This is a genomic window from Lysinibacillus fusiformis, from assembly GCF_016925635.1.
Classification (GTDB): domain Bacteria; phylum Bacillota; class Bacilli; order Bacillales_A; family Planococcaceae; genus Lysinibacillus; species Lysinibacillus fusiformis_F.
Map to the genome: position 1 here is coordinate 4495796 of NZ_CP070490.1, position 13462 is coordinate 4509257.

Here is a 13462-nt window from a genome sequence, read left to right on the forward strand (position 1 = left end):
CTTCTCAGAGAGGATTTTCATGTAACACCTGCACACCGACTTCCACCAAATGTCGGCTCTCTGTAGAACAAAATGAAACACTACTCTTTCTCATCAACGAATTTGTATGCTTTTATTGTCCTTCATCTTAGCAAATTACCAATTGTCTGTCAACAGTGGACAATCTTAAAAATTTTCGTTGAGACAAGTGGCAATGCTTTGATGGAGAACAGCATACCGTGGCTGATGAATGGTTTGAATCAAAAGGCTCTTTAGCAAAGTTTTACTATTGAATAGTACTATTCTGTATTGTTCTTCACTCAGCTGTTCCTTTAATACGGCTATAGTGAATGGCATTTGCTGCACTAGTTGGATGACTTCATTTTGATTCAGTCCCTGCTCCAGCATCGCGAATATTGGCACTAATAGCCTTTCATCTTCATTATGGATAAAGACGTAATCTGGTTGTAAATAGATGGACCATAGTGCATGTAGCATATCGACATAGGCTGTTTTCATCGATTTAGGATTTTTCACGAGTTCATCGATAGCATCTGAAACATGTGCCACACTATGCGCCCATCCCTTGCCAGGCACATAGCCTCTTACATCCTTTTCAGATAATACATAGGTTAGTACCTTCGTTTGACAGTCCTCTATATTAGCCTTGGATAAAAAATTATCTTGTAGATCCCTTGCTAAAATAAGCGCTACTAATAATGATGTAAAGGAGCGAGTAAAGACCCAATCCGATTCCTTTTCTCCAATTCCCTTAACTAATAAATGGTTTAAGCTGTAATCCCACAGCTCCGTTAAGCAACGATGATCCAGCAAGTTTTTTTCTAAAATCCATTCATAAAAGCTGCTATAAATATAGGTATCCCGTAGCTCACTATCAATAGAACCGATGTGTGCTAGCATGGAATGCACAAGCTGCTCTTGATTCTCTAGCTCCATTGTTGTTTGTCCCTTTTTCAATGCTATTAATCGATCCTTTAATTCTTCTTCCTTCAGTACATCTTGTATCAACTGTTTGACTCCCCTTTGCTTATTTATTTTGATACTCACTTTTTCGGTATATCCCATCTAGCTTCCATCCCTCATTAAAACGGACATATGTAAATTCCTTTTGCCAATTATCTTGGTGTACAATCACCTTACTACGCCAAGGAAAGGTTGCCGCGTATACCTGACCACTGCGAACTTCAGCTATGTCATCAGCAACATCTAGAAGTGTCGAAGGAGCAATCGTATTGTGTATCAAATAAAGCTGTCGATCTGAACTGTCCTCAAGCTCTAGCATTACCTGCTGATGAATCGCAATCACTTGCTGATTTGCCTGATAAAGTGAATAAACGAGTGAGCTCCCAAATAACACCATCAATGTTGCCACAATCACAACATGCTTTTTCTTTAAGCCTATATAACATGCCCACTTCTTTTCCTTGTTGTATAAATGGAGATAGATTGCTAGACTAATTGGCCATAAAAATAGTAACTGCCAAAAGAGGACAACCCAAAAAAGCGCACCATCCGATACAAAATAACGAATACCAAAGTAATTCAACAACCATAAAGGCATCGACCAACGCCAAGAGGACTCTTCCTGTGACATACTTTTTAAATAAATCAGTAGAAGAGGTAAGCTTAGGAAAAAAGCTGTCGCATTATCTAATATAGCAAATAACAATTCAACACCTCTATTTTAGAAAAATATTACAACTATTGTATATGAATCCAACTTTAAAGAAAAGGCTAGACATTCTATAATCATTGAATGTCTAGCTTCTTTTTATTGATATTCCTTTACTATTTTCATCTCGACGATATCTTTATAATCAATGAACGGCTGAGTGTCATCGTTCCCAATCGCCTGTCTATACTGTACTTCTACTCGATCGCCAACTGATAGTGTTTTCGGGACATCCACTAGAGGGAACCATGTACCATTGCTATGTTTTTGCACTAATTCATCTACAGATTTTTGACCAATCTCGCTTTCCAGGACACCTGAGACAACTAAAAACTCATGTTCCTTAATTGCTAAGACCGTTCCACTTCTGATGAGCTTCATTTGGCTGTCCTTTTCTGGGATTTTATATTTTTCTCGTAAGGAGGCAATGTCTTGAAGATAATGTTGCTCTAAATAATTCATGGCTTCTTGCTCAACAAGCCATGTACGAATTGGATAACTTACATCCTTATAATCGGCTTTGCTTGCCTCCCATAATAAGTTAACTGTGGCCATTTTATAAGCGATTGGCATTGCATATTTAGCAGAAAACTCTTCTTTTGTGATTTGTAGCATTTGTAATCGTTCATCCATTGTTGGCTGAGTTTCATTGCTAAATCCCTCCATAATCAGCTCTAGCTCTTTATCTACTTGCTCCTGTGAGGGGATTAACTTCCTTGATTGCGCATAAGCAAAAGTCGATTCAAGATATAAAAAACTATCAAAACTTGCCTTATAGAGACGATATTTTCCATTCATATAAGCATCCTTTTGTAAATATAGCTCTATAATCCGCTCATCTAATACTTTGGGAATCTTAGATGCTTGCTGTTGTGGATCATTGTATTGCTGGTATATAAACAGCCCTATGCAGATACTTAAAATCATAGCCAAAACGCCATATGGCCAACGTTTAGCAGATTTTTTTTCATGGCGTTGTTGTAAATGCTGGACCACATTTGTCATCACACGCTTTTTGCTTTCTGATAAATCCCTTAATACGCGAACATCCACTTTACTCATGCAGGAGCACCTCCCATTCAACATGCTGTAACTGTAGCTTTAATAACTCTCGCCCACGACGTAGCCTTGTTTTGACTGTGCTTTCAGGAATAGTTAACAGCTCTGCAATGTCCACAACAGGCATTTCTTCAAAATAAAAATGTATAATGACCTCACGCTGCTTGAATGGGAGAGCTAGAATCGCATTTTCAATCAAAGTACGTTCATCTTGCTGTACAAGCATATCTCTTCTCGTGACGGTTTGCTTCGGAAAAATCTTCTGTTGAACTTGAATTTTCCGATAGGTCCAGCTGCGTAAATAATCTTTACTTCGATTACTAACTAATTTCGATAAATAAGCCTTTAGCTCACCACGTTCCTCATAGTTTTGCTGATTATCATAGAATTTAATAAAGACATCTTGTACGATATCTTCAGCGCTTTGTAAATCTCTAACATAATAAAAGGCAAGACGAATAAGCCTCTCTGTATGCTGTTCCATTATTCTTTCCAGTTCATGAATTGGCAACATTCTTCCTCCTCTCTACCCTATAAACGGTGCTTACGGCTTCGAGGTTTGCTTTTTTTATCATTTACCCCAAATCATTGTCAGCAAATGGTGTAATCACCTGTTTTTCCGTTGAAGATAGCACGATATTAGTAGAAGGCGTGCCATAGGGCATAGCCGCATCAATAAATTGTTCTAATGTTTCTACTGAATAGGTCGCTAGTTGAACAATATAACTAATCTCCCCTGCCACCCGATAGCATGCCAAAACATCAGGATGGGCATTACAAAAGGAAGAAAGACTTTTACAGTCAATGGATTTAAATAAAATAATGGCTTCAATCGTACGTTCCATCTTTTTCAAATTTACCTTTGCATGATAGCCTTCAATCACACCTTGCTCCTCCAGCTTTTTGACTCTTTCAATAACGGCAGGAGAGGATAAATGAACGGTAGTGGCTAATTCCTTCATCGAGATTTTGGCATTTTGCTGTAACTGCTGTAAAATTTGTGTATCAATATGATCCATGGTCCATCACCTTTCTAAATCAATCATTTAGGACATAATACCTTTTCAAATAAAGTTTTTTACCTAAAATCCATTATACAGCGTATGTAATCTTTTATCCCTTTTGTTTACAATAAAAGCAATAAAGGAGGCAAAACAAACATGAAAAAAATATTATTACTATTAGCAAATGGCTTTGAAGCGGTGGAAGCAAGCGTCTTTACTGATGTGCTAGGCTGGAATAAATGGGAAGGTGATGGGACGACAGAGGTGGTTACAGTCGGCTTGCATGAACAGCTACAATGCACATGGAATTTTAAAGTCACTCCTGAGAAATTGCTCCATGAAATTAATTTAGAGGAATTTGATACCTTAGCGATTCCAGGTGGCTTTGAGGAAGCGGGATTTTATGAGGATGCCTTTAGCAAGGAATTTCAGGCAGTCGTTCGCCACTTTGATGAGCACAAAAAACCGATTGCAACAATCTGTGTAGCTTCCCTTATTTTAGGACATAGTGGGATTCTTCAGCAACGTCAAGCAACTACCTATAATCATCCAACAAGTAAACGTTTAGCACAGCTAAAAGGCTATGGCGCAACTATTGTCAACGAGCGCATTGTGCAAACAGATCATATTATCACCTCCTCCAATCCAGGAACAGCTTTTGATGTTGCCTTTCGTTTACTAGAAACACTGACGTCTGCTACAAACACAGCGAAAGTAAAAGAATTAATGGGTTTCCACTAAAGCATAAAAAAGTAGGTTTACGCCAATATACTTGGCATAAACCTACTTTTTGTATTATTTGCTTACTGGTGCTGTTTCTGATGCGCTAAAATCCATTTCCTTTGCGTTGTCTAGCACATCTTTTGGAATCGTAATCGTTGTTACCGCATTGAAATCATGATATTTGATCGTTGTTTGCTGTCTTGTTTTGATCGAATTGCCTTCTACTTGCATCTTTAATGTCATATCCATAGCAATTTCTTCTACATCGAATGTTTCTTTATTAATCAATAATTTATATGTGAGACCATCAAAGGAAATATTGCCTAATTGTGCCTCTAAATCAGCATCCATTCCTAAATCCATTGCGCCAAGCTGTTGCTTCACTAGTTCTGTGAATTTATCGCCAGCGCCCTTTAGAGTTAATTCATAACGGTTTGCTGTTTCAACTAATGTGAAATCTTCAGCAAATGCTTGTAGCATCTCCAATTGTTCTGTTGCATCTGGCTGCATCCCTGTTTGGCTCAGTACATCTTCAAATAATTGTTTCGGGAACTTTACCCAAGCCTTTTGTTCTGCCTCATACATATACATACCATCTTTAGCTGTCATATACATTTTAATCGGCAAATTGATCGCTTCACCACTTGTTGGATCTGTTAATGACATTGTACCATCCGCAAAGAATTGCATCGGCTCTGTCACAATTTCCATCTTCATGTTGCCTTTAGAATCCATTTTCATGGTTTCCTTACCATCGTTTGCCTCCACTGACTGAGAGATTGTCATGGTAGCCTTCATGCTTTTTAGCTCTTTTTGCTTAGCTAATGTTTTCGTAAACACTTCCTCTAACAAAGCACTATCCTTTGTTGTCGTAGGTTGTTCTTCCGTTACCTGCTCCTCTGTAGGTTTTTCCTCTTTTTCTTCCGTTGTAGGCTTTGTAACCTCAGCTAAGCCTAATGCGTTTACAATAAATGTCGCTAACTGACCACGTGTAACATTTTTATCTACACCAAATTCTGTGGCAGAAACACCCTTCGCAATACCTGCCTCATACAGGGCTGTTACTGCATCTGCGAATGGACTATTTTGTTGTACATCTGTAAATGGACTTTTGCCTTCTGCTGTTAAACCTGCAGCCTCTGCTACCATTATCGCCATTTGACCACGAGTAATCGTGTCATCTGGACGGAATGTATCATCCTCGTAGCCTTGTACAACCCCAAGATTAACTAATGTAACGATCGCTTTATAGAATGGGCTAGATGAATCGACATCCTTGAAATTTGGATTCTCTACAGTCATATCCGTTGTTGTTAGTTGGAAAGCCCTTGCTATCATCTTCGCCGCCTGTCCACGTGTTACGTCCTGTGAAGGCTTAAATGTACCATCTGGAAAACCATTAATAATATCTTTTGCATGTAATGTGGAAATACTGTTAAAATGCGCATAATCTTTGCTCACATCTGAAAATGGACTTGCAGCCGAAACAGGTACTACCGCAACAGCTGTAATCGCCATTGCCGCTGTTGCCACTGTATAAAGCTTATGTTTTTTCTTTGTCATAATTAATCGTCCCCCGTTTATGTAAATTTTAATGCTTACCTATTAATTTTATCGAATGGAAGGGGAAAATGCTAGGTTAGTTGGAAATTAAATTATAATTATCCATTATATCCGTCATTTGGTTCGATTTATCCATATTTTGGCCACTTCTATCCATCACTTTCTCAAGAAATAAAAAAACCGACCTCCTAAGAGATCGGTTTTTATGGTGATGATTACTCAGCAGCTTTTGCGCGTAGAACCATTTGTAGGATACCACCGTGACGGTAGTAGTCTACTTCTACTTCTGAGTCGAAACGAGCTAAAGCTTGGAAAGTTTTAACTGTACCGTCTTCAGATTTAGCAGTTACTGTTAAGATTTCACGTGGTTTCACGTTGTCAGTAATGTTTACAGAGATTTCTTCTTTACCAGTTAAGCCTAATGTATCAGCAGATTCACCTGGCATAAATTGAAGTGGAAGAACACCCATCATTACTAGGTTAGAACGGTGGATACGCTCGTAAGATTGTGCGATTACAGTTTTCACGCCAAGTAGGAATGTACCTTTCGCAGCCCAGTCACGAGAAGAACCCATACCGTAGTCGTTACCAGCAAGTACGACTAAGCCAGTACCTTGCTCTTGGTATTTCATACATGCGTCATAGATGTACTCTACTTCGCCTGTTGGCCAGTAAGTAGTAAATCCACCCTCTGTACCAGGAGCCACTTGGTTACGGATACGGATGTTTGCAAATGTACCACGCATCATTACTTCGTGGTTACCACGACGAGAACCGTAAGAGTTGAAGTCACGGATTGCAACACCGTTTTCAATTAAATATTTACCTGCAGGTGTATCTTTACCGATTGCACCAGCTGGAGAAATATGGTCAGTTGTGATTGAGTCACCAAACTTCGCCATAATGCGTAAGCCGTCTAAGCCTTTAATAGCTTCTGGCTCTTTTGCAAGACCTTGGAAGAATGGTGGGTTTTGGATGTAAGTTGATTTGTCATCAAATGTGTAAAGAGACTCAGTTGATGTTTCAATTGCATTCCATTTTTCGTTCGCTGTGAATACAGTTTCGTATTCTTTTTGGAATAACTCACGGTTAACAACAGTACCTAATACTGCGTTAACTTCTTCAGTTGAAGGCCAGATATCAGCGAAGAATACTTCGTTACCATCTTTGTCTTTACCGAATGAATCTTTTTGTAGATCGATATCCACTGTACCAGCAAGTGCATAAGCAACAACAAGTGGTGGAGAAGCTAAGTAGTTAGCTTTTACAAGTGGGTGTACACGACCTTCAAAGTTACGGTTACCAGAAAGAACTGAAGTTACGAATAAGTCATTTTCTTTAATTGCATCTTCGATTTCAGGTAATAATGGACCTGAGTTACCAATACATGTTGTACAACCGTAACCTACAGTGTTGAAACCGATTTGGTCAAGGTACGTTTGTAAACCTGAATCTTCAAGGTAACCAGTTACAACTTTAGAACCTGGTGCTAAAGAAGTTTTTACCCATTTCGGCACTGTAAGACCTTTTTCTACAGCTTTTTTCGCCACTAAGCCCGCAGCAATCAATACGTATGGGTTAGATGTGTTTGTACAAGAAGTGATGGCAGCAATTGCAACAGCACCTGTTGGAATTTCTACATCGCCTTCAGCGAATTTCGCTACAGAAGTTTTTGCGAATTCATCTTCTGTTAAACCGAAACCTTGTGTACCTTGTGGTGCCACTACTGCTTCTTTGTAACGAGAACGCATTTGAGATAGTGGAATTAAGTCTTGTGGACGTTTTGGACCAGAAAGGTTTGGTTCGATTTCAGCTAAGTTTACTTCTAAAACATCAGTGTAAACTGGCTCTAATGTTGGATTGAAGAACATGTGGTTCGCTTTTAAGTAAGCTTCTACAACCGCGATGTGCTCTTCGTCACGACCAGTTAAACGCATGTAGTTTAATGATTCTTCGTCAATTGCGAAGTAACCACATGTAGCACCATATTCAGGAGCCATGTTAGAAATTGTCGCACGGTCAGCTAGTGGTAATTTAGATACGCCAGGTCCGAAGAACTCAACGAATTTACCAACTACGCCACGTTGACGTAATACTTGTGTTACTTTTAATGCTAAGTCAGTAGCAGTTGTTCCGTTTGGAAGATCGCCAACTAATTTAACACCAATAACTTCTGGAATTGGGAAGTATGAAGGCTGACCAAGCATACCTGCTTCAGCTTCGATACCACCTACGCCCCATCCAAGAACGCCGATACCGTTGATCATTGTTGTATGAGAGTCAGTACCTACTACTGAATCTGGGAATGTTTCGAATGTGCCATCAGCATTTTCGTTAACGTGTACAACTGGAGCTAAGTACTCTAAGTTTACTTGGTGAACGATACCTGTTGCTGGTGGTACAGCACGGAAGTTATTGTAAGCAGTTTGAGCCCATTTTAAGAAGTTATAACGCTCAGCGTTACGTTCGAATTCTAGGTCCATGTTTGCTTGTAATGCAGATGCATTACCGTATTTGTCAACTTGTACTGAGTGGTCAATTACAAGGTCAACTGGAATAGCAGGGTTGATTTTGCTTGGGTCGCCGCCCATTTCCTTCATTGCAGAACGAAGAGATGCAAGGTCAACAACTACTGGTACACCAGTAAAGTCTTGTAATACAACGCGAGAAGGTTTGAATGGTACTTCTGCTTCTGGGTCAGCACCGTTACCCCATTTTGCTAATTCGTTTACGTGTTCTTCTTTAATTACATACGCATCATATTGACGTAAAACAGATTCTAATAATACTTTAATTGAATAAGGAAGGTTTGAAACTTTTGCAACGCCAGCTTTTTCAATCGCAGCTAAATCATAGTAATTGTAAGTTTTACCATTCACTTCGAATGATGCACGGCTGTTGTGTAAATTACCTTGTGCCATTTGCGGATCCCCCTAATATATATCTTTTTGAAAAGGCTTTAAAAATGTGTAGCATCTTTTCTCCAATACCCATGATAGCGCATTTATATTCATAAGTAAATTACATTAATATTATCTTTTTTGATAAGCATAACTTATGACCTTGGTTTCTATCCTGATGTTTTTAATTTTTTGATGTGCATAATATCAAGGTTTTGTATTAATGAAGGTTTCTATACCTGTCTAACGAAGTGTATCTAAATGTATTTAACTGGGGTACTTTTTGGGGCACTCGCTGGGGCACCTGTAACTTTTTTTAAAATGGTGCCCCAGTTCGTAAAAATGTAGATAAAGAAGGTTTGGCAGGTACTATTTTATAAGGAAAGAACGATATAAATTCCCTTAAAGTTAGTATTATTTCTTTGCCACAATCTGTGGGATTTTTATTTTATTTATACACAAACAACACTCTACTATATTAATACATTTTTATTATTGTACCTTATAGTGGCTCATCTCGTTTGTAGATGCTAAAGATTTTTGTTTGCTTTCTCTACATTGATTCAGTAATGCATTCGCAATTTCTTCCAAATTAAATTCATCACGATCCATGTGTTTGGGCTCTTTTTTCTTTGTTGGTGTTTATTTTGCTATCATATTTGACAGCCTTAAAATCTTTCTTTGAAATTAATACTTATAATATTTTCATCTCTTTGGATCATTCTGATTACGTTGTAACCCTGTGCTCTTAAAAGGTTTAGAGCAACATCATCTGTTAGTGCTTCATGTTCACGGTGTGTTAAATGTAAGCTTGATAAACCTATTATTGGTACATTATCGGGCTCACGTTTGAATAAAAAGCGTACTGGTACTATTACTTCATAGCTCATAATCTTCACCCCTTTTACAAATATTTCTACATATAAGTTTAAATACCCTACCATTAATTCGAATATCAACATTTATTTCTATGTACAAAACATCCTGATTTTCCCAAAATGGTAAATAGTAGATAGGTATATAGAGGTGAATACAAATGAATAATTGTCCTAATTGTTTAGCCAGTAATCCTTTTAAGAAAGTAAATAGAGATGTTTGTGAAATGTGAATATTGTAATACAATTTTTGAAGATACTTCAACGAGAAAAATGAGAGACGTGTCAGAGCGAGTACGAAAGGAAGTCCAAAACAAAGTCACAAACGAAGAAAACATTCGCGCAGCTGAAAAATTCGTTTGGGGTATAGTAGTTCTAATCATTATTTGAGTTATTATTGACGCAATGTTATGGAATAATTAATCACTACAATGCCCAGGCTCAAAATAATTTGAGTTTAGTGCTAAGATGGTAGACATAATATACCAAATACAGTACAGTAATTTTAGGTAAATTAATTTAATTTTACTTTGACACAGGAAGCACCTGGGGATAAGTCATCTTTATGATGGCTTTATCCTCAGGTGCTTTTTCATTTGAAAGGAGGTGAAAAATATGCTAGGATTTCTTAAATTATCAGTCTTAGCTTCAATCTTTATATTGGTATCTGCATTAGGGTTAATTTTCCTATGTAACAATTTCATTAGATTTAGAAAGAACAGATACTATGACTCACGATTAAAGTTATACTGGGCTGGAGCTATTGTAATTACTATTGGATTAACATTTCTTTTTACCCATTAAAAAACATTGCCCGATAAGACAATACTATCGGGCATGATTTTCTTTCCTATTGTTAAAAAATCTATACCATATTATCGTTGAGAAATAATAATTTTCAAACCTTCAAAATCGCCACTTGTCATCGTACCTTGGTCGAATTTATCAAGCCATGACTTATCGATTTTCTTTTTATCAACTGCTTGTTTAATGTAGTCACGTACAGCAGCTTTAGTTGTATCGTTTGTGAATTTCATTGTGTCATCATCCTCCTTAACTATATGCTGTGGTTTGTCCAAGCCATTCAGAATATCCAACTTGAATTGTTTCTCTGTAATCCCCATGCTTGCTAAATAATCATAAGGATCTATATGCGTTGTTCCTTTAAGATTTTCTGTAATCCATCGATGTGACTTGATACCATTACCACTGCCATCAAGTACAACAGGTATTCCAGCCTCTATAGCTAGTTCACGTAACAGCCAAATATAAGCAGCATAATCCTTTTTAAATTGTTCTTTATCATCGGTACGAGCCAACTCAACTTGTGCATAGCTGAGTGGATTCCCCTTAGGACCACAACCGTATTGCACACGATTAACTGGCGCAATTTGCACGATTCGTCCACCACCGCCTACCCAGTGAGACGTAAATGCATTAGCTTTATTTCGGATCATATACGCAATTTCATTTTCTAATGCATCAGGACCGCAATTTTTTGGATTTCCTGACTCATGAGCAATTACATACTTAACAGCTTCTAATCGTGTGTTTGGTAATCCAGACATTAAGCGTTTTTCAATTTGATAAGTCATTTTGCACCACCCGTTGGCTTGTCATATTTTAAAGCTCTTTCACTATCGTTTATACCTGGTGTTGTTGGATCGTGTACGATTCCGATTAACGCGAGAATAGTCAGTACTGTCTCGACTACGTTCGTTACCTGCGCACTAACAATTGTAATGTCTGCGCCCCATATTGAAGCAATTTGTTGTGCTAGGACGATAATAAGCGCCCATAGAGATAATAAAAACGTTTTATTTTTAAAGCGTACTTTCCAGTTAATTTTCATGTGTAATTCCTCCATTTATAGTTTCATGAAATTTAGTACAAGTGCAATGACTGCCACTGCCCAGCCACCCCAGTTCTGAATGGCTTCAAGTACCTTGTTTTTACCTATGGATACAGCTTCAATTTGCACCATCAATTCTTTCACTTGATCAACCTCAAGTTTTAATCCTTGGTACTCTTCACGCAATCCATTGTACTGTTTAATCAAATTACGAGTTTCTTGCATTTCTCCACGTAATGCATTTATTTGTTCGAACAATTCTTTATTCGAATACCATTCTTCGCCCATCTTGGCCACCTGCCTCACAAATAAAAATAGCACTGCTCGGTACAGTGCATCACTTAGATCTTGTTGTATATAAACAACCCTCCACTAATGATTGTGGAAAGGCTTCATGAAAAAACCCCGCCTAAAGGCGAGGTTCTAATAAAACTAATTAAGAGTAATTTTATTTAAACTCCACGTTTCTGAAACAGCGTTATAAATTGCTTTATACACACTTTCTTCATCATTACTCTTTCTAATACCAAAAGTGATATTGACTACTTCCAAACCCGGTTGGATTTCTAATGCTGCAAAATTAAAGCTATTGTAAATTAGAGTTGGATCTGGGCGGCTTTCATTAGGTATGAGTACTCCTTGCCAACCTAACACTTGAGCTTTAACAGGTTCTGAAAACACTACAGAAAAACCATTTGCATCATTAGTTTCGCCTATCACCACTAATGATTCTTGTTCGCTATTCTCGCCTTATACACATCAGTGTTTTATAACGAGCCTTCACCGTACAGGCGACTTTCATCGCATACGGCGATCCGTCAGCAAGAGATCTTCAAAACTTATTTCCCCTATCGTCATCATAATTACAAATATAAAGTTAATCAATAGAATCACGACAAGGTAAAGAAATCTTAACGTACCCTCTCATTATTCACTTCACCACCGATTGACTTTGTTAATAGTACTTCTTTCATTTTACTATCACCTATCCTTCGCCAATTTTTGTGTAAATAAAAAGCCATAAGGCGAATAGAAATTCAGTAATATGTTTCGTTGCCCATCTCGATTGCTCTCATAGCAAAAAAATACATAAAAAATAACACTGCTCACCACGAAAGTGAAAAGCAAAAAGAAACCTCACCAAAAGGTGAGGCCTTAAAATTACTCATTAATAAATACTCGGTTATTACGTGTAGTATCTACATTTAAGTTGATATAATATTTTTCGTTTGGATTTGAAACACTTTGAACTACAACAACGAAATTATCCTGTGCAAAAATTGATAAATCGCTGTCAACATTCACATCAAATGTAAGTGTATGTTCATTCTTAACTGTTACAGTAACACCCTCATTAGGTCCTGTAAAATTGAGTACTCCATCAAAACCTGTTTCAGCTCCATTAAACTCTACATAGACAATATAATCTGCCCCACCAATAGGAGTTTCTTTAAAAACCTCTGTTGACATATATCGAGTTGCTGTATTTCCATAAGTTCTATATATTGCTTGATTAGGTCCTATTGCCTCTGTGAGTGTTTTTTTGTTTCCTATAACAGTGAAGTTCACTTCGTTTGATGTCCAATCAACTTTATTTACAAATACCGGTCCGCTATTCTCGTCTTATACCTATTGGTTTTATAACGAGCCTTCACCGTACAGGCGACTTTCATCGCATACGGCGATCCGTCAGCAGTAGATCTTCAAAACTTATTTCCCCTATCGTCATCATAATTACAAATATAAAGTTAATCAATAGAATCACGACAAGGTAAAGAAATCTTAACGTACCCATTCATTTAGACAATAAAAAT

14 protein-coding genes and 1 other annotated feature (1 of these 15 only partly in view) are annotated in these 13462 nt (G+C 37.6%); of the genes, 1 reads left to right on the forward strand and 13 read right to left on the reverse strand.

Going from position 1 to position 13462, the window contains the following annotated elements; all coding sequences use genetic code 11:
• Positions 1–106, reverse strand: a binding site (T-box leader) (it extends 133 nt beyond the left edge of the window).
• 59 nt (positions 107–165) lie between these two features.
• The 5 genes from JTI58_RS22085 to JTI58_RS22105 all read right to left on the reverse strand — a co-directional run bounded on the left by JTI58_RS22085 (position 166) and on the right by JTI58_RS22105 (position 3750).
• A complete protein-coding gene (locus tag JTI58_RS22085) occupies positions 166–1008 on the reverse strand; it encodes a DUF2785 domain-containing protein (RefSeq protein ID WP_205443739.1) in 843 nt (280 codons plus the stop codon).
• 19 nt (positions 1009–1027) lie between these two features.
• Positions 1028–1669: a hypothetical protein gene (locus tag JTI58_RS22090; RefSeq protein WP_205443740.1), complete on the reverse strand. Its 642-nt coding sequence runs from the start codon at positions 1667–1669 to the stop codon at positions 1028–1030.
• A gap of 102 nt (positions 1670–1771) precedes the next feature.
• Entirely contained in the window at positions 1772–2734 is a 963-nt protein-coding gene (locus JTI58_RS22095; protein ID WP_205443742.1) for a DUF3221 domain-containing protein, read from the reverse strand.
• Complete coding sequence (locus JTI58_RS22100) at positions 2727–3245, reverse strand: sigma-70 family RNA polymerase sigma factor (protein ID WP_205443744.1); 519 nt, start codon at positions 3243–3245, stop codon at positions 2727–2729. Before JTI58_RS22100 ends, JTI58_RS22095 begins: the two co-directional genes overlap by 8 nt.
• A gap of 61 nt (positions 3246–3306) precedes the next feature.
• Positions 3307–3750 (reverse strand): Lrp/AsnC family transcriptional regulator, encoded by a 444-nt coding sequence (locus JTI58_RS22105; protein WP_016994226.1) that lies wholly within the window; start codon positions 3748–3750, stop codon positions 3307–3309.
• A 141-nt stretch (positions 3751–3891) separates the two neighbouring features.
• Here JTI58_RS22105 and JTI58_RS22110 point away from each other — a divergent pair, with 141 nt between their 5' ends.
• Entirely contained in the window at positions 3892–4476 is a 585-nt protein-coding gene (locus JTI58_RS22110) for a DJ-1/PfpI family protein (protein WP_205443745.1), read from the forward strand.
• A 54-nt stretch (positions 4477–4530) separates the two neighbouring features.
• Here the strand turns inward: JTI58_RS22110 and JTI58_RS22115 are convergent, their stop codons facing one another.
• The 8 genes from JTI58_RS22115 to JTI58_RS22150 form a co-directional block, all read right to left on the reverse strand.
• Entirely contained in the window at positions 4531–6021 is a 1491-nt protein-coding gene (locus JTI58_RS22115) for an S-layer homology domain-containing protein (RefSeq protein ID WP_205443746.1), read from the reverse strand.
• 215 nt (positions 6022–6236) lie between these two features.
• Entirely contained in the window at positions 6237–8942 is a 2706-nt protein-coding gene (gene acnA / locus JTI58_RS22120) for an aconitate hydratase AcnA (protein ID WP_205443747.1), read from the reverse strand.
• A gap of 647 nt (positions 8943–9589) precedes the next feature.
• Positions 9590–9811 carry a hypothetical protein gene (locus JTI58_RS22125; protein WP_205443748.1) on the reverse strand — a complete coding sequence of 74 codons (222 nt, stop codon included), beginning with the start codon at positions 9809–9811 and terminating at the stop codon, positions 9590–9592.
• Positions 9812–10671: 860 nt separating this feature from the next.
• A complete protein-coding gene (locus JTI58_RS22130; RefSeq protein WP_205443749.1) occupies positions 10672–11391 on the reverse strand; it encodes a peptidoglycan recognition protein family protein in 720 nt (239 codons plus the stop codon).
• Positions 11388–11648, reverse strand: a complete 261-nt coding sequence (locus JTI58_RS22135) for a phage holin (RefSeq protein WP_205443750.1) — start codon at positions 11646–11648, stop codon at positions 11388–11390. Before JTI58_RS22135 ends, JTI58_RS22130 begins: the two co-directional genes overlap by 4 nt.
• A 15-nt stretch (positions 11649–11663) precedes the next feature.
• Entirely contained in the window at positions 11664–11936 is a 273-nt protein-coding gene (locus JTI58_RS22140) for a hypothetical protein (RefSeq protein ID WP_016994216.1), read from the reverse strand.
• 144 nt (positions 11937–12080) lie between these two features.
• Positions 12081–12371 carry a hypothetical protein gene (locus tag JTI58_RS22145; RefSeq protein ID WP_205443751.1) on the reverse strand — a complete coding sequence of 97 codons (291 nt, stop codon included), beginning with the start codon at positions 12369–12371 and terminating at the stop codon, positions 12081–12083.
• 438 nt (positions 12372–12809) lie between these two features.
• Positions 12810–13217, reverse strand: coding sequence for a hypothetical protein (locus JTI58_RS22150; RefSeq protein ID WP_205443752.1), 408 nt, complete (start codon positions 13215–13217; stop codon positions 12810–12812).
• Positions 13218–13462: the final 245 nt, after the last annotated feature.